Below are 19,040 nucleotides of genomic sequence, written 5' to 3'. Positions count from 1 at the left end.
ACTTATAATCTGCTAATACATATCTGTTATTGTACATTTCTATCTTACTTAGTTGCTGCATAAAATGCTTCAATCTGAGCCTGTTCACTGCTAAGACCTTTTTCTTCCATCTGAACAATCATATTAAGCATCTTCTTATAATCATGTGGCATAATCTTCTTAAACTTAGGAAGATATTCGCCAAAGTTGTCTAACACTTCTTTACCCTTCTTAGAATTAGTATAAGCAACGTGTTCTGTAATCATCTGCTTAAGTTCAAGTACATCATACTTGTTAGTTACAGGTTCAAGTGATACAAGCTGCTTGTTGACTCTCTTATAAAGTGTTGTGTCATCATCAAGAACATATGCAACACCGCCGCTCATACCTGCTGCGAAGTTCTTACCAGTTCTACCAAGTACAACAACCCTTCCGCCTGTCATATATTCACAACCATGGTCGCCAGTACCTTCAACAACTGCTGTTGCACCAGAGTTACGTACACAGAATCTCTCACCTGCTACACCATTGATAAATGCCTTGCCACTTGTTGCTCCATAGAGTGCTACGTTACCGATGATGATATTCTCATCTTCCTTATAAGATACACCTGTTGGTGGATATACAATAAGCTTACCACCTGAAAGACCTTTTCCGAAGTAATCGTTGCTGTCACCGACAAGTTCAAGTGTAAGTCCCTTAGGGATAAATGCACCGAAGCTCTGTCCGCCAGCACCTGTACATTTAACTGTATAAGTATCTTCTGCAAGGCTCTCACCAAATCTTCTTGTTATCTCTGCACCAAGAAGTGTTCCTAATGCTCTATCTGTATTAGTTACATCAACCTCAACACTTCTCTTCTGCTTCTTATCCATAGCATCCGAAAGCTTCTTAATAAGAATCTTCTCATCTACTGTCTTCTCAAGTTCAAAGTCATATACATTCTTCTTATCATACTTAATTGAAGAAGCTTCCTTAACATAAGGATTGTTAAGTATATTAGAAAGGTCAACCTTTGAAGCTCTTCCGCTTCCCTCTACATCTTCTCTTGCTTCAAGGAAATCTGTTCTTCCTACAAGTTCATCAACAGTCTTAACACCAAGCTTTGCCATATATTCACGAAGCTCCTGTGCGATAAATCTCATAAAGTTGACAACATATTCAGGCTTGCCTGCAAATCTCTTTCTAAGCTCAGGATTCTGTGTAGCAATACCAACTGGACAAGTATCAAGGTTACATACTCTCATCATTACACAGCCCATTGTTACAAGTGGAGCTGTTGCAAAACCGAATTCTTCTGCACCAAGCATAGCTGCTATTGCAACATCACGTCCGCTCATAAGCTTACCATCTGTCTCGATTATAACCTTATTACGAAGTCCGTTCATTGTAAGTGTCTGATGAGCTTCTGCAAGTCCTAATTCCCAAGGAAGTCCTGCATTATGTATAGAACTTCTTGGAGCTGCACCAGTACCTCCATCATAACCTGATATAAGGATAACCTGTGCACCTGCCTTGGCAACACCAGAAGCTATAGTACCAACACCTGCTTCTGATACAAGCTTAACTGATATTCTTGCATTCTTGTTGGCATTCTTTAAATCATATATAAGCTGTGCTAAATCTTCGATAGAATAAATGTCGTGATGAGGTGGTGGTGATATAAGTGATACACCTGGTGTTGAAAGACGTGTCTTTGCAATCCAAGGATATACCTTCTTTCCTGGAAGATGTCCACCTTCACCTGGCTTAGCACCCTGTGCCATCTTAATCTGGATTTCCTTAGCACTTACAAGATACTTGCTTGTAACACCAAAACGTCCTGAAGCTACCTGCTTGATAGCTGAACATCTGTTAAGTCCGTCAGCACCTACTGTAAGTCTGTCTTCATCTTCTCCACCTTCACCTGAGTTAGACTTGCCGTGAAGCATATTCATAGCAATAGCCATAGTCTCGTGTGCTTCCTTAGAGATGGAACCGTATGACATGGCACCGGTCTTAAATCTCTTAACGATAGAATCAACACTCTCTACCTGATCTATATTTATTCCCTTCTTAGGGAACTTGATATCCATAAGTCCTCTTAAGTTCTTAACGCCCTCTTCTTTATTAACAAGAGCTGTATATTCCTTAAATGTATTATAATCACCTGTACGTGCTGCAAGCTGTAAAAGATGTATTGTCTGTGGATTGTAAAGATGTTCTTCTTTTCCACTTCTCATCTTATGAGCGCCCTCACTGTCAAGAGTTGTATCTGTTGAAAGTCCAAGTGGATCAAATGCCTTAGAATGAAGTGTTTCCACATCTTCCTGAATATCCTTAAGTCCGATTCCTTCAATTCTTGATACAGTACCAGTGAAGTACTTATTAATTACATCTGAGTTAATACCAATTGCCTCAAATATCTTAGCACCCTGATATGACTGGATTGTTGAAATACCCATTTTAGCTGCAATCTTAACAATACCACTTATAATAGCATTGTTGTAGTCATCAACTGCTGCATAGTAATCCTTGTCAAGCATATTAAGATCGATAAGCTCCTGTATGCTCTCCTGTGCAAGATATGGGTTGATAGCTGATGCACCATATCCTAAAAGTGTTGCAAAATGATGTACATCTCTTGGCTCACCACTTTCAAGTATAACTGCCATACTTGTTCTCTTCTTAGTCTGTACAAGGTAATGCTGTACAGCACCTACTGCAAGAAGTGATGGAATTGCAACGTGATTCTCATCAACACCCCTGTCTGAAAGGATAATGATGTTAGCACCTTCTCTGTGTGCCCTGTCAACCTCTACGAATATATGGTCAATAGCCTTTTCAATTGATGTATTCTTATAATATGTAATAGGAATTGTCTCTACCTTAAAGCCTTCAACTTTCATATTCTTAATCTTTAAAAGATCTGTATTAGTAAGAATAGGATTGTTAATCTTTAAGTTCTTACAGTTCTCTGGCTTTTCCTCAAGCACATTTCCATCTTTACCAAGATATACAGTAGTTGAAGTTACAATCTTTTCTCTTATCGAATCAATAGGTGGATTAGTAACCTGTGCAAATAACTGCTTAAAATAGTTAAATAAAGGCTGGTGTCTGTTAGAAAGCACCGCAAGTGGTGTATCTATACCCATAGCTCCAATTGACTCTGCTCCATTAAGTGCCATTGGAAGTATTGATGTTCTGAAATCTTCATATGTATAACCGAAAGCTTTCTGTAATCTTGCTCTTTCTTCCTTAGTATGTGTTGGAACTTTCTTGTTAGGAATCTTTAAATCACAAAGATTTATAAGATTGTTATCAAGCCATTCACCATAAGGCTGCTTAGTTGCATACTGCTCTTTAAGCTTGTCATCATCAATAAGCTCTCCCTTAACTGTATCTACAAGAAGCATTTTTCCTGGATGAAGTCTGTCCTTAACTTTAATTCTACTCTCATCTATTGGAAGTGCACCTACTTCTGATGAAAGAATAAGATAACCATCATTAGTAATATAGTATCTTGAAGGACGAAGACCATTTCTATCAAGAACTGCTCCCATAATATCTCCATCTGAGAAGAGGATTGAAGCAGGTCCGTCCCAAGGCTCCATCATTGTTGCATAATACTGGTAGAAGTCTTTCTTCTCCTGCTCCATAGCTTTATTATTGCTCCAAGGCTCTGGAATTGTAATCATAACAGCAAGTGGAAGTGGCATACCATTCATTACAAAGAATTCAAGAGTATTATCTAACATAGCTGAATCTGAACCGTTAGTATTAACAACTGGTGTTATCTTAGACATTTCATCTTCAAGATATGGAGAAACCATAGTTTCTTCTCTTGATAACATTCTATCTGCGTTACCTTTGATTGTATTAATCTCACCATTATGAACAATAAATCTATTAGGATGAGCACGTTCCCAGCTTGGGTTAGTGTTAGTTGAAAATCTTGAATGAACAAGTGCAATAGCTGACTCATAATCTTCATCTACAAGATCCTTAAAGAATGTTCTTAACTGTCCAACAAGGAACATACCCTTGTATACAATAGTTCTGCTTGAAAGCGAACAGACATATGTATCTTCTGCTGTCTGCTCGAATACACGTCTTGCAACATAAAGCTTTCTATCAAAGTCAATTCCCTTATTAACATCCTTAGGTTTCTTTACAAAGCCCTGCATAATGTATGGCATACAGTCAACTGCCTTTTTACCAAGTACATTAGGAAATGTTGGAACTTCTCTCCAGCCTAAGAACTCAAGACCTTCTTTTTCAACGATGATTTCAAACATCTTCTTAGCACGGTTTCTTGCAAGTTCGTCCTGTGGGAAGAAGAACATACCTACACCATACTCTCTTTCCTCACCAATCTTAATTCCAAGAGGTTTAACTGCTTTCTTAAAGAATTTATGTGATATTTGAAGAAGGATACCTACACCATCACCAGTCTTTCCCTCTGCATCTTTACCTGCTCTGTGTTCGAGGTTCTCAACGATGCTTAATGCGTCTGATACTGTCTGATGTGTCTTTACTCCCTTGATGCTTACAACTGCACCGATGCCACAGTTATCGTGTTCAAACTGTGGGCTGTAAAGTCCAGGCTGATTATTTTGATTTTCCATAGTCTGCTCATCCTTTCATATATAATCTGTAATGCAAGTCTTATCGTATGATTTGTATAATTAACAATCGTCTGATTTAACCCACAAATGTGGTAGACTTGTTTTTCTTGTGCTTAATATACTCCTATTTTTTTATCTTGTAAACTTTTTATTTGGTTAAATTATCAGATTATTCAATTATTTGTAATTTAATACATTATTATCTGACTATTTCATTGAATCAGCACTTAAAATATATTATACGCAAACATATTAATACATTTTATATATCAAGTCATCTTTCTATCAGCCCATATTCCAACATCACTTTATCATAAAATTTAAAATTGTGTCTAAATTGTTTATCTTTTAAGTTCCATTTTCTGCCCTTAAAACTAAAGTTGTAAAAAAATAAAGTGATAAAAGCCATATACCCTTGCTGATAGCTTTTATCACTTTAATTATTTAATATTTCGACATATTTTTTACAAACAATTATTAATTTAATTAACTTTATCAATCCGCTTATTAATTTAATAAATCTTTTTCTTCTTTTTTCCTTCTTTTCTTAACTATGAAATCCACCGCTTTCTGGCAGACTTTTAAGTTGACATTATTATGTATGCCTCCAAATTCTCCGTCAAGTGTCCACTTAACTTCTTCCTTTGACTCAAATGTTATATCCTTGGTCTTAAATGTATATACCATATCGCAGTCATCTATCTTCTGTGTTATAAAAGCATTAACTATTGCCTGTAAATCCATAGGATTCTTAATCTCCCTTATAAGGGTAACTTCAAACATTCCGTCCTGATAATCAACTCCTTCTGCTATAAGGCCTTTCATTCCGCCTATTGAGCTTGCGTTGCTAACCATTCCATATATAAATGAATCTTCCACATTAAGTTCGTCGCTCTTAATCTTCATTCTGCAAGCCTTAAGATTAGATAATCTCTTAACACCCTCAATAACATACGCCTGATGACCTAACACATTCTTAAGATCCTGCGGTGTTTCGTAGGCAACATCTGTAAATGCACCAAAAGCTGCCACATAATTAAAATATTTATGGTCATTGGCAATTCCTATATCGCATGGAAAGCTTTCACCATTGATTATATTGCAAGCAGCCCTGATCTTATCTGACGGTATTCCAAGACTCCTGGCAAAATCATTAGTAGAACCGCTTGGAATATAACCTATCGGTGGTTTAACTGTACTATATCCTGCTACAGCACTGACAATCTCATTAAGAGTACCATCGCCGCCACTGCATACAATAACATCATATCGTCCTTCATCAGCTTTAACTCTCTCAAATCCGTCCAGTGCTGCTTTCGTAGGATACACAGTAACCTCATAGTCCGCATTGGAGAATATCTGAATAATCTTTAACAAAGAATTCTTAATCTGAGCCTTACCAGAATTAGGATTGAATACAAAAAGCATTTTTTTCATAATAATCTCCATTCTTATCTAATCGCTTAAATTATATATAATTATATTATTAATAATAATTTACTATTATTATATTTATAATTATTTCATCTTAAATTATTCTCTTATCTGTCCCATTTATCGCAAAGTGAATTAATCTGGTCTGTAAACTTCGCAAGATCCTTATTCGCACCGCCCTCATTGTGTGCAATAACACTCATAAGTCTCTTACCAGCCGCAACAAGCCTGTCAAATACGCTCTTATTACGCTTATTAACTGTTGTTCTTCTGCTCTTCTTCTCCTTATTGCCCTCAGCAATCATCTGTCCTGTAATCAGGTCAAATGAAGTGCCGGTATATGGAGCATACGCATCAAAACCATATTCTTCTTTAAGACATTGTGTAAATTCTTCACACACACTGTCCTCACCGTGTACAACGAATACCTTTCTTGGCTTATTGGTAAATGCATTCACCCAATGAATCAGACCGTCTTTATCAGCGTGTCCGCTTGAACCCGGAAGCTGTGCAATCTCTGCTTTTACCTGAATTGGCTCACCAAATAACTTAATCTCGTCAATTCCGTCAACAATAATTCGTCCTGTTGTACCATTGGCCTGATAACCTACAAAAAGTATCGTACACTCTGGTCTCCACAGATTGTGCTTTAAATGATGTCTTATTCGTCCGGCCTCACACATACCAGATGCTGATATGATTACCTTAGGATTAGTATCAAAATTAATCATCTTGGACTCTTCACTTGATATGGCATATTTAAGCCCCGGAAAAGATAAAGGATTAATCCCCTGTCTTACAAGTTCAATCGCATCTTCATCAAAGCACTGCTCTACATTCTTACTAAACACCTCTGTAGCTTCAATTGCAAGAGGGCTGTCGACATACACATCAAAATCCCTGTCCATAAGTCCATCCGCTTTTATCTTTCTTATATGATATAAAAGCTCCTGTGTTCTTCCAACCGCAAATGATGGTATAACAACATTACCGCCTCTGTCAAATGTACGCTTGAATACTTTGACAAGCTCAGCCACATAATCAGGTGTTCCATTATGACTTCTGTTGCCATAAGTTGACTCCATAACAACATAATCTGCATCTGCAACTGTTGCAGGGTCCTTGGTTATCGGCTTATGAACATTGCCTATATCTCCAGAGAATACAAGCTTTCTTTCAACCCTGCCCTCTGGTGTATCTTCTGATGCCCATACTTCAATACTGGCAGAACCAAGCAGATGTCCTACATCTCTTAATCTTATGCTCACATTATCATCAATCTTTACAATCTTCTCATATTCAAGACCAACGAACTGCTTCATAACCTCATATACTGCTTTTGCATCATATAATGGAATAAATTCCTTTAAAGTGCCATTAGAACGCTTAGCCTTTCTGTTACGCCACTCAGCTTCAAACATCTGTATATGTGCACTATCTCTTAACATTATGTCACATAGCTGTACTGTCGCCTCTGTACAGTATATCTTTCCCCTGAAACCATTCACATAAAGAAGTGGAATAAGTCCTGAATGGTCAATATGTGCGTGGGTAAGAAGCACATAATCAACATCACACGCTGGAATTGGAAGCTCCTGATTCTCATACACATCATTGCCCTGCTCCATTCCGCAATCAATTAAAATGTTCTTGTCTGCCACCTGTAGATAATGGCAGCTTCCTGTCACCTCGTGATCTGCTCCTAAAAATGTTATTCTCATAAGCATACCCCCAGTCCAATATTCAATTAACACAATCCTGTTTAATATATGAAACACAGCCTTCTTCTATGTTCTATATTTTGTTAGATTTATTATAACATTTTATTCATTCTTTGTATATTTAATATTAGAAAATATAACATCTGCATTTCTTGATACGAACATTCCTACATATACATGAGCCGGGTCAATTGCAGTAAGCTTAAAATCATATCCGCCTGTAATAACATCACCCTTTCCAAACTTAGCCGCATATCCGTCAGAAGAAGATGAAAGCATAAGCTCATACTCCCCACCTTCTTTTATAACCTCATTCGTATCTTTTCCAAGCACAAGCTGTCCGCTTCGTCTTGCAAATGTAGCTGTCGCCTTCTCACCCTTTGTTATAAATAATGGTGCGGCGGCAACATAATCTCCTAATATGTCAGGCATATTCTTATCAATATAGCAGTCATCTCTTACCATAAGCCCAAAAGATACCTGGTCATTAGCAAATATTTTATTAACCTTAACTGTTGCTGTAAGAGTAAAATGCTCTGTTATATCAACTTTTTTATAATACATAGCAATGCCGTCTGTTACAGCAGATATCTTGCCTCTGTTATTTCTGACAGCTATGTTCATATCTCCATTAGCATCTGTTCCAAGAGTAAAGTCTGTATCATCAACTTCTCCTAATACATCACCAAATACAGCCGCCTTGTACTCTCCATAATCCTTAAACAATCTGCTGTCTGGAAGCTTATCGCTGAATACAACTGGAACATAATCTTTATTAGATACAAGAAACTTTTCTTTATAATCTAATGGGTTGTTATCAATGTTCACAACATTTTCCGACAGACCACTTATATTAAGTTCTTTCACTGCTGACATTATCATATAAGCATTAACCCTTGCTCCCCATATGTTAGTATGTGTATTATCAACGCTCAGCTTATTATTAGATGGCCACGCATGAAGATATATTGTATTATCAGATCCTAACTTTTCATATTCATCCCTGGTAAGCTGTGTCATATCTATAACCGGAACGCCAACGGCTTTTCCTAATTCTCTTACTGCAAGTGCATAATCTCCGCCTTTATACTGTGCAACGTCCTGTGTAATATGAAGTTCTGTGGCTTTCCATTCGCCAGATGCACTTCTTCTTACAATAGGAGTACAAAGTATAGGATAACAGCCTGCATTCCTTGCTTTCCTGATATAATTAACATATAAAGTATTAGCAAATGTTCCTTCTGTCATATAGTCACCAACAGGACTTGTATATCTTTCCTTCTCTGTCTTTTCATCATTGTGTCCAAAACCTATTAAAAGATAATCACCCTGCTTCATTCCATTAATAAGCGTATTATATTCAGGCTCTGAAAGATAACTCTTACTGCTTCTGCCAGATAATGCAATGTTGACAACCTTGACATTATCATTAAGGTACTTATCAAGCATTGTTCCATAACCATATCTTGGATAGTAGTATTTATCCTCAAAACTGCTTACTGTTGAATCTCCTATAACCCATAATGTACTCATAATCCATAACCTCGATTTCCATTAATTAATATGTCCTGTTAAGGTAATCGCTGCGGATATGCTCCTCCATAGCTTTTACCTCTTTCTCAAATTCTCTTGCTGAATACAAAAGACAGCCTGCTCCACGGATAATAACCTGCTCAAGTCCATCTGATGTAGCAACTGTTATATTATATTTCTTTCCATTCTCATGTGCAAACTTTTCTATATAATGGTCTGCCGTTTCTGCCTCTTTCGTGTATACAACGTGAATATTATGATAGTCCATATATTCTTCATGATGTCCTGATACCCTGTAAGCATCAAATACAACGATAAGCTCACACTTCTTCATACCCTGATAATTGCACATTATATCAAGAAGCTTATCCCTTGCACTGTCCATATTAATTCTTGACAATTCCTCAAGCTCGCTCCACGCGTGTATTATATTATAGCCGTCTACAAGAAGATACGATATTGAATTTGTCTGCTTCTTAGACTGCGAAGCTTTATACTGTCCATTATTATAGCTTCCACTGCCAGAGGCTGTTACATATCTTCCCATTTCATCAGAGGCTTTTCTTTTAGACATCTTACGTCTTTCATTATCACCCCTGCTGTTAGCAAAGTACGTCTGTGCCAGTATTCTGTCAACTTCATCTGTTCCAATCCATTCATCAGATACCGTTCTTGCTGCTTCTTTTGGTGTGAGAACTACATTTTCATTAGTTCCCACTGGATTAAGCACGCTGTCAACGTGTGCATAATCTTTGACTTCATACCAAGGCACATTAAAACCTGAACCGTGCGCACAGAATACTGAATCTGCTGGATTTCTTGTATCTCTCTCGGCTTCATATCCGATTTGTTCAATAACCTCATCTGTATTATGACAAGGTCTGTAGCCAGACATTTTAAGTCTTAATACTCCCTTTCCCCTAGTGTACGCATTAACCTCTGCCTGATAGTTACCAACAGTGGCAACAGGACCAGCACCCTTTATTACTGCTTCATCACCATTATCGTTAATCTCAAACTGTGCACCCATTCTCTCAAAGTCAGTCATAGCCCTGCCTATATACTGTCTGTCAAGTATTAGAGTGAATTCATAAAATGGCTCAAGCAGTACACTCTCTGCCTGCATAAGTCCATTTCTTACTGCCCTGTATGTAGCCTGCCTGAAATCTCCGCCCTCTGTATGCTTGTTATGTGCTCTGCCTGCAACAACCGTTATCTTAACATCAGTAAGTGCTGAACCTGTAAGCACACCCTTATGTGTCTTTTCGCACAGATGTGTATATATAAGCCTCTGCCAGTTCTTGGCAAGCATATCATCACTACAATCAAGCTCATACTGCATACCGCTCCCAGCTTCACCCGGCTCTAATATAAGATGCACCTCCGCATAATGTCTTAAAGGCTCAAAATGTCCGATTCCTTCAACTTTATCAGCTATGGTTTCCTTGTATACAATGCTTCCTTCAGAAAATGTCACATCACAATCGAAACGTTCCTTAATAATATTCTGAAGGACTTCTATCATAACAGGTCCCATAACCTGCACATGTATTTCTTTAAAGCTCTCATTCCATTCAATGTGAAGCTGTGGTTCTTCCTCCTCAATCATCTTAAGTTTAGGAAGCATCATAAGCGGGTCTGTTCCTGCTGGAAGATTAATCTTATAATTAAGCACAGGGGATAACACCGGTGCATTATCATTATTCTCCCTGCCTAATGCCTGTCCTGCATAGGTGCCCTCCAGCCCTGTTATTGCACATATACTTCCACATACAGCTTCATTTACCGAAGTGTACTTCTCACCTGAATATATTCTGATCTGGTTAATCTTCTCACCATTAATAAGCTGTTTAGCTTTAAGGCTTCCGCCTGTAACCTTAATGTGTGTAAGCCTTTCACCCCTGTCATCTCTTGATATTTTATATACTCTTGCTGACATATCCGACTGCTTATCATCACCATTTTCAGATACCTCACAATATTTATTCATAATATCAAGAAGTCTGTCCACTCCATCAAGTCTTAATGCAGAGCCGAATATTACAGGAAATACTTCTCTTTGGCTTATCATATTTCCTATAAGCTTATCATCAACAATGCCTTCATCTAACACCTGCTCTAATGCTTCTTCATTGCACACAGCAAGCTCTTCATAATCAAGCCTGTCAAAATCCACACATCCTGATGATAACTTATTCTTTAATTGTTCTAATATTCTATGCCTGTCTGTTCCCTGCTGGTCCATTTTATTGACAAATATAAACACAGGGACTTTTAATCTCTTTAAAAGTCCCCAAAGTGTCTCTGTATGTCCCTGAACCCCATCCATTCCGTTAATAACAAGAACAGCATAATCAAGCACCCAGAGCGTTCTCTCCATCTCTGCCGAAAAATCAACGTGTCCGGGTGTATCAAGCAATGTAACATCTAAATCTTTGTAGGTAAATACTGCCTGCTTGGAAAATATCGTTATTCCACGCTGTCTTTCATAATCATTATTATCAAGAAACGCATCTTTGTTATCTACTCTTCCAAGCTTTCTTATAGCTCCCGATGTATACAATATGCTCTCAGATAATGTTGTCTTACCTGCATCAACGTGGGCAAGCATACCTATAACAAGTTTCTTCACTACGTTTATCTCCAATTCAGTTATATATTTCCGGTCTTCTATCTCTGAATAATCCCCACGATAATCTGTCTGTCATATATTCATCTAAATCAAACTGTGCAACAAGTACTTCTTCTGTATCTCTTCCTGCTTCACATATGACTTCACCTGTATTATCTGTTATAAATGATGAACCATAGAACTTGAGTGAACTTTTCTGTCCACCATTTGCCTCGCAAGGGTCTACTGTTTCTATTCCAATTCTGTTAGCTGCCACCACAGGAACAAGATTACAGCCGGCGTGTCCCTGCATACACCTTCTCCAATGAGGCATACTGTCACATTCAAGTATAGGCTCACTTCCTATAGCTGTAGGATAGAATAATATCTCTGCACCATTCACTGCTAATGCTCTTGCCGTTTCAGGGAACCACTGATCCCAGCATATTCCTATACCTATATTGCCAAACCTTGTATTAAACACCTTAAATCCTGTATTACCCGGCGTAAAATAGAATTTCTCCTGATAATAATGGTCATCTGGAATATGTGTCTTTCTGTATATTCCAAGATTGCTTCCATCAGCATCAATAACCGTAACTGTATTATACAACACATTTATGTTTTTTTCATAAAAACTTACAATTATAACAACTCCAAGTTCCTTAGCAGTCTGTGTAAAATGCTGGACAGCATCATTTTCTTGTACGCTTTTGGCATAGGCGTAATATTCATATCTTCTCTCCTGACAGAAATACTGTCTTTCAAATAATTCTGGCAGAAGAATTATATTAGCTCCCTTTTTTACTGCTTCTCTTGTCATTTCATCAGCTTTTTTTATATTATCGCCGACATTATTACTGCACCGCATCTGAATTGCCGCAGCTTTTACTTTTCTGCTCATATTACCTCATTTCCGTGTCTGTCACACTAAAACCAATCTATAACCTATTACGCTTTGACTTCTTTTTATACCTTAATTGTGCCAGCAGCACTAATCTGTAACATATATACCACTTTAATATATCCTGTTATTGCGGTATCTGCTGTGTAATACAATGTATATTGCCTCCACCAACAATTATATCTCTTGCATACACACCAATAACCTCATACTCTGGCATAAGATTCTGAATAAGATCTACTGCCTGCTTATCTTTAACATCGCCAAACTGTGGAACAAGCACAATATCATTGGCTATATAGAAGTTAGCATAACTGGCCGCAAGCCGCTCTCCCGCTTCACGCATATCTTCTCCTGCTTCAAACACAAGACCCTTTAAATCATTATCAGTTATGCACACTGGGACATCCGGTATATGCAGTTTATGAACATTAAACTTACGTCCTCTGGCATCAGTTTCTCTTTCAAGCACCTTCATATCAGCCAAAGACATTGCATATTGAGGATCTTCCTCATTATCCGTCCACGCAAGAACTACATTAGCTGGTGAGGTAAATGCACACACATTATCAACGTGTTCATTAGTTTCATCATTATATATTCCATATGGAATCCATATAATTTTCTTTGCCCCTAGATATTTCTTAAGATTATGCTCAATCTGTTCCCTGCTCATATCTGGATTTCTTCCCTTGCTTAAAAGACAGCTGTCAGTTACTATAACCGTACCTTCACCATCACTGTGTATAGAACCTCCCTCAAGCACAAACGGATTGGCATCATAGCAATCATATCCTGTCATATTACAGAATTGCAGAGCTGCTTTATCGTCCTTTTCCCAATTCTTGTAAAGTCCGTCATAATCGCCACCCCACGCATTGAATTTCCAGTTAATCCCACGTACATCACCTGTATGTCCGTTTTTTACAAACGTGGGACATACATCTCTTGCCCACGCATCATCTGTTTCGATGCAGACTACTTCAATATTCCAGGCAGCTTTAATATCTTCACTGGCTTTATTACATTCTCCTGTTACAGCGTCTTTTATTTTCATAAATCTTGCTTCTGCCTGTGCATAGTGCTTCTCATCTGCTAATATATACACTTTTTCGTGTCTGGATATTATATGTGCAATATCCACAAATACATTCTGTGCAGCTACAGCATTATAAGGCCACGAGCCTGTCCTTACAGGCCATATCATAATTGTAGCCTTGTGCCTGTCATATTCTGCCGGCATATAATAGCCATCTTCTATAGGTGTAGTATCTGTTATTCTCACGAAAGCCTCCACTTAAAATCTTCATAACCAAATTCTTTAATAACCCGCACTTCTTTATCTTTCATTACCGCTATAGCTGGAAGTGGTATTCCATTAAATGTATTATTCTTTACCATTGAGTATATCGCCATATCCTCAAATACAAGCCTGTCCCCTATATTAATCTTACTGTCAAACTTATAATCACCTATAATATCTCCTGCAAGACAGGTATATGAAGACAGCCTGTATACATTTTCTCTGTATTCTTTTTTATCTTTATACTTCATAATATCTTCATTTTCCTGAATATCTTTACCAGCAGTAACATCTTTATATTCTTTGATATTTTTAATTATCTGTGCCCCCCGAAGTGGTGGTGTATATGGCATTTCGAGGACATCTGGCATATGGCACGCGGCAGAAGCATCAAGTATAAGCGTTTCGATTCCATTATCAACCTTATCTAACACCTCTGTAACAAGATAACCGGCATTAAGAGCAACAGCCTCGCCCGGCTCTAAATACACCTGTACATTATATTCACTCTTTATGTGATTAACGCAGCCAATAAGTGTATCTATATCATAATCTTTTCTTGTTATATGATGTCCACCGCCCATATTAATCCACTTCATATTCTTCATAATATGCCCGAATTTATCTTCAACTGCTTTAAGTGTAATTGCAAGTGCATCTGAATTCTGCTCACAGAGAGTATGAAAATGAAGTCCCTCAACTCCATTAAGAACTTCCTCATCTGCCTTGTTTAACATATCAATAGTTACTCCAAGCCTTGAACCATACGCACAAGGGTCATATATTGCATTATCACCCTGCGTAGATATTTCCGGATTAATTCTAAGTCCTATGCTGATACCGCTTCTTATACATTTTTCCTTATAACGCATAAGCTGCCCTATGGAATTAAATATTATATGGTCACATATTTTTACAAGTTCATCTATATCCTTTTCTTTGTAAGCAGGAGCATAGACGTGATTTTCTTTATTCATCTCTTCCCTGCCAAGCCTTGCCTCATACAATCCACTTGCTGTTGTGCCACTTATGTATCTGCCAATTAACGGATATTCATAAAATGCTGAAAATGCTTTCTGTGCAAGCAATATTTTACATCCTGTTTTGTCTTCAACATATTTTAAAATTTCAAGATTATGAACCAGAATATTCTCATCTATAATATATGCTGGTGTTGTAATATCATCTATTGTCATCAACTCTTATATCCTCTATTCTACAAGCTGTGGATTTTCCTCAACTACCCAAGGAAGTCCCCATTTATTAAGTGCTTCCATATATGGATCAGGATCAAATTCTTCCACATTGTATACACCTGCTTTATTCCACATTCCTGTGACAACCATCATTGTTCCTATCATTGCAGGAACTCCTGTTGTATATGATATTGCCTGTGATTCAACTTCCCTGTAACATTCCTGATGGTCACATACATTATAAATATATATTGTCTTTTCTTTTCCATCCTTTCTTCCCCTGAATATACAGCCAATGTTAGTCTTTCCTACTGTTCTTTCTCCCAGCGTAGCAGGATCTGGAAGAAGTTCTTTTAAGAGCTGTATAGGAACAACTTCAACACCATTGACTTTTACAGGGTCAGTTCTTAACATTCCAACATTCTCAAGACATTTCATATGTGTAAGGTAGCTCTGTCCAAATGTCATAAAAAATCTTATTCTTTTAACTCCCGGAATGTTTTTAGCAAGCGATTCTATCTCCTCGTGATGTAAAAGATACATATCCTTCATTCCAACCTGTGGAAAATTATATTCTCTCTTAATAGACATAGCTGGTACTTCTACCCAGTGTCCATCTTCCCAATATGAGCCAGGTGCTGATACTTCTCTTAAATTAATCTCTGGATTAAAATTAGTCGCAAAAGGATAGCCGTGATCTCCGCCGTTGCAGTCAAGAATATCAATTGTGTCTATTTCATCAAAATAGTGTTTAAGTGCATATGCTGAGAATACACTTGTTACACCAGGATCAAAGCCCGTTCCTAAAAGTCCCATTATTCCAGCTTCTTCAAATTGCTTCTTATAATTCCACTGCCAAGAATAATCAAAATAAGCTGAAAAACCTTCTTCCTTACATCTTTTTTCATATATAGCTCTCCACTCAGGATCTTCGGTATCTTCTGCTTCATAGTTAGCAGTATCAATATAATGCACCTTTGTCTTAAGGCAGGCATCCATTATTGTTAAATCCTGATATGGAAGTGCAAGGTTAAGCACTGCCTCTGGTTTATAGCTTTCAATAAGCTTCACAAGTTCTTCTACATTATCTGCATCAACCTTTGCTGTTGTAATTACTGTCTTTGTATCAGGCTGTAATTTATCCTTTAAAGCATCACATTTGCTCTTAGTCCTGCTTGCTATACATATCTCTGTAAATACATCACTGTTCTGACAGCACTTGTTAATTGCCACTGTTGCAACTCCACCACAACCTATTATTAATACTCTGCTCATAATTATCCTCCATTCTTTAAGCCCTGTTTATTAATTATCTTAACGCTTTCTTTTTAAACACTGTCTATTACTCTTTTCAGGTTTTCTTCTCATTTTCTTCTTCTTCAAGCATCTGTTCTACATAACCCGGAAGCATAAATGCTCCCCTGTGAAGATTAGTTGTATAATATCTTGTCTTTATACCTAACTTCTTCCATTCCTCCGGTCTGAAATCATCAAGCGGATGATATTTCTTGGAAGCAAATCCAAACAGCCAATAGCCTGATGAACAAGTTGGTATATGTGCCTGATATACACGGCTTACAGGAAATGCCTGATATGCCTTTCTGTGCATTTTCACACATTCATCTTTATCTTCTGAATAAAACGGACTTCCATGCTGATATACCATAATGCCATCACTTTTAAGTGCTTTATAACAGCTTCCATAAAATTCTTTGGTGAATAAACCTTCTGTATATCCAAATGGATCTGTCGCATCATTAATTATCAGGTCATAATCACCCGTCTTATTTCTTAAAAATCTTAATGCATCCTGAATATACACATTAACCCTGTCATCATCCAGTCCACAGGTAAGCTCAGGAAAATGCTTTCTACATACTTCAACAAGCATTTCATCCGGTTCAACAACATCTATTCTTTCTATACATTTATAATTGATAAGTTCTCTTGCAACTCCGCCATCGGCTCCACCGATTATTAATACATTCTTTACATCAGGGTGGACTGCCATTGGAATATGGGTTACCATCTCATCATATATAAACTCGTCTTTTTCAGAAAATAGTATCTCTCCGTCTAATGCAAGAAATTTACCAAATTCATCTGAAACAAGCACATCAATCCTCTGACAGTCACTCTCCACCGAACACAATTGTTCTTCTATTCTCATTGAAAGCTTCACATTGCTTGTATGAAGCTCTGAAAACCACATCTCCATATTAAATAATCCTCATTTCCTGTATATACTTTCATATGGCTCTTCCACAATTATCTGTCTATACCAGAACCTTTAATTTATTAACGCTCTTGTCTTCTGTTCCCTGCATTGAACAGCCTTTTTCTTTAACATACAGAATATACTGTATAATCTCGTCTGTAATCATCTCTCCCGGTGCTAATATCGGAATTCCCGGAGGATAACACATAACAAATTCTCCTGATATTCTTCCCTCAGTCTTCTCAACTGGCAGGGACTCCTTGGCAGAATAGAAAGCTTCCTGAGGTGATCTGGCTACTATTGGACTTATGAATTCTCCGCTTAACATTCCAGTACTGTCTTTTTTATATATTCTGGCTATATCTGCCAGAGCTCCGACAAGTCTTTCTATATCCTGTAATCTGTCTCCGATAGATATATAAGCAAGGATATTGCTTACATCTCCGAATTCTATCTGGATATCATATTCATCTCTTAACAGATCATATACTTCAATTCCAGCAAGTCCCAATCCAAGCGTATGAACTGACAATTTGGTGACATCATAATCATATACGCTTGTTCCATTAACAAGTTCTTTTCCATACGCATAGTATCCGCCTATTTCATTAATCTCCATGCGTGCATATTCTGCCATATCCATTACCTTTGCAAATGACTCTTCACCCCTTAAGGCAAGATTTCTTCTTGAAATATCAAGACTGGCAAGCAAAAGATATGAACCACTTGTCGTCTGCGTAAGATTGATAATCTGTCTGACATAATCAGCATTAACACCTTTATTCGTAAGAAGTATCGAACTTTGTGTTAAAGAACCACCCGATTTGTGCATAGATACTGCCGCCATATCAGCCCCTGCTGCCATAGCAGAAACTGGTAATTGCGGCTGGAAATATAAATGTGTTCCGTGTGCCTCATCAGCTAACACTTTCATTCCGTATTCGTGTGCCAGCTTCACTATTGAACATATATCAGAGCATATTCCATAATATGTAGGGTTATTTACAAGCACTGCAACCGCATCAGGATTTTCTTTTACAGCTTTTCGTACTGACTCCAGATTCATACCAAGTGAAATACCAAGCTGATGATTAACCTCCGGATTAACATATACAGGAATTGCACCGCATAACACTAAAGCATTAATGGCACTTTTATGCACATTCCTTGGAAGTATTATTTTATCTCCTCTCTTACAATTCGATAATATCATCGCCTGCACAGCAGATGTCGTTCCACCTACCATAAGAAATGCGTTCTCTGCACCAAATGCCCTGGCCGCTAATTCTTCTGCATCCCTTATAACTGATACCGGATGACACAGATTATCTAATGGCTTCATAGAATTAACATCTATTCCAACACATTTTTCTCCTAATAATTCCACTAATTCAGGATTGCCCCTTCCTCTTTTATGACCCGGAACATCAAATGGTACTACTCTTTTTCTTCTAAGCTTTTCCAGTGCTTCATATACTGGTGCTCTTGTCTGATCATTAGACATCTCCCTTACCTCACATACATTAAAAATAAT

At 37.6% G+C, this 19,040-nt stretch carries 11 protein-coding genes; all 11 read right to left on the bottom strand.

The annotated features are described in order from the left end of the window. Positions 1-44: 44 nt before the first annotated feature. The gene (gene gltB / locus WMO42_RS07955) at positions 45-4,586 is read right to left on the bottom strand and encodes a glutamate synthase large subunit (RefSeq protein WP_055174100.1); all 4,542 of its coding nucleotides are present in this window, start codon (positions 4,584-4,586) and stop codon (positions 45-47) included. A 507-nt stretch (positions 4,587-5,093) separates the two neighbouring features. Then, positions 5,094-6,023 carry a diacylglycerol kinase family protein gene (locus WMO42_RS07950; RefSeq protein ID WP_242854088.1) on the bottom strand — a complete coding sequence of 310 codons (930 nt, stop codon included), beginning with the start codon at positions 6,021-6,023 and terminating at the stop codon, positions 5,094-5,096. A gap of 104 nt (positions 6,024-6,127) precedes the next feature. Further along, positions 6,128-7,741 (bottom strand): MBL fold metallo-hydrolase, encoded by a 1,614-nt coding sequence (locus WMO42_RS07945; RefSeq protein WP_055174098.1) that lies wholly within the window; start codon positions 7,739-7,741, stop codon positions 6,128-6,130. 102 nt (positions 7,742-7,843) lie between these two features. Further along, positions 7,844-9,274, bottom strand: a complete 1,431-nt coding sequence (locus WMO42_RS07940) for a GDSL-type esterase/lipase family protein (RefSeq protein ID WP_055174097.1) — start codon at positions 9,272-9,274, stop codon at positions 7,844-7,846. Between the two features lie 25 nt (positions 9,275-9,299). Beyond that, on the bottom strand, positions 9,300-11,906 hold the full coding sequence (locus WMO42_RS07935; RefSeq protein WP_349153303.1) for a translation factor GTPase family protein: 2,607 nt from the start codon (positions 11,904-11,906) through the stop codon (positions 9,300-9,302). 16 nt (positions 11,907-11,922) lie between these two features. Further along, the gene (aguB, locus tag WMO42_RS07930) at positions 11,923-12,789 is read right to left on the bottom strand and encodes an N-carbamoylputrescine amidase (RefSeq protein ID WP_022502618.1); all 867 of its coding nucleotides are present in this window, start codon (positions 12,787-12,789) and stop codon (positions 11,923-11,925) included. 127 nt (positions 12,790-12,916) lie between these two features. Next, on the bottom strand, positions 12,917-14,074 hold the full coding sequence (aguA, locus tag WMO42_RS07925) for an agmatine deiminase (protein WP_022502617.1): 1,158 nt from the start codon (positions 14,072-14,074) through the stop codon (positions 12,917-12,919). Continuing rightward, the gene (nspC, locus tag WMO42_RS07920; protein ID WP_090139943.1) at positions 14,071-15,288 is read right to left on the bottom strand and encodes a carboxynorspermidine decarboxylase; all 1,218 of its coding nucleotides are present in this window, start codon (positions 15,286-15,288) and stop codon (positions 14,071-14,073) included. Before nspC ends, aguA begins: the two co-directional genes overlap by 4 nt. A 15-nt stretch (positions 15,289-15,303) precedes the next feature. Beyond that, positions 15,304-16,563: a saccharopine dehydrogenase family protein gene (locus WMO42_RS07915; protein WP_349191986.1), complete on the bottom strand. Its 1,260-nt coding sequence runs from the start codon at positions 16,561-16,563 to the stop codon at positions 15,304-15,306. 76 nt (positions 16,564-16,639) lie between these two features. Further along, positions 16,640-17,506 (bottom strand): polyamine aminopropyltransferase, encoded by an 867-nt coding sequence (gene speE / locus WMO42_RS07910; RefSeq protein ID WP_349191984.1) that lies wholly within the window; start codon positions 17,504-17,506, stop codon positions 16,640-16,642. Between the two features lie 58 nt (positions 17,507-17,564). Then, positions 17,565-19,010, bottom strand: a complete 1,446-nt coding sequence (locus WMO42_RS07905) for an aminotransferase class I/II-fold pyridoxal phosphate-dependent enzyme (RefSeq protein WP_349191982.1) — start codon at positions 19,008-19,010, stop codon at positions 17,565-17,567. Positions 19,011-19,040 lie beyond the last annotated feature (30 nt).

The organism is Lachnospira sp. CLA-JM-H23 (assembly GCF_040096425.1).
GTDB classification, from domain to species: domain Bacteria; phylum Bacillota; class Clostridia; order Lachnospirales; family Lachnospiraceae; genus Lachnospira; species Lachnospira rogosae.
Note: the sequence above shows the minus strand (reverse complement) of the source record. Positions and strands in the feature narration are given on the sequence as shown.

Coding starts and splice junctions, on each gene's coding strand:
- gltB (WP_055174100.1), bottom strand. CDS start 4,586: ATGGAAAATCAAAATAATCAGCCTGGACTTTACAGCCCACAGTTTGAA.
- WMO42_RS07950 (WP_242854088.1), bottom strand. CDS start 6,023: ATGAAAAAAATGCTTTTTGTATTCAATCCTAATTCTGGTAAGGCTCAG.
- WMO42_RS07945 (WP_055174098.1), bottom strand. CDS start 7,741: ATGAGAATAACATTTTTAGGAGCAGATCACGAGGTGACAGGAAGCTGC.
- WMO42_RS07940 (WP_055174097.1), bottom strand. CDS start 9,274: ATGAGTACATTATGGGTTATAGGAGATTCAACAGTAAGCAGTTTTGAG.
- aguB (WP_022502618.1), bottom strand. CDS start 12,789: ATGAGCAGAAAAGTAAAAGCTGCGGCAATTCAGATGCGGTGCAGTAAT.
- nspC (WP_090139943.1), bottom strand. CDS start 15,288: ATGACAATAGATGATATTACAACACCAGCATATATTATAGATGAGAAT.
- WMO42_RS07915 (WP_349191986.1), bottom strand. CDS start 16,563: ATGAGCAGAGTATTAATAATAGGTTGTGGTGGAGTTGCAACAGTGGCA.
- speE (WP_349191984.1), bottom strand. CDS start 17,506: ATGGAGATGTGGTTTTCAGAGCTTCATACAAGCAATGTGAAGCTTTCA.
- WMO42_RS07905 (WP_349191982.1), bottom strand. CDS start 19,010: ATGTCTAATGATCAGACAAGAGCACCAGTATATGAAGCACTGGAAAAG.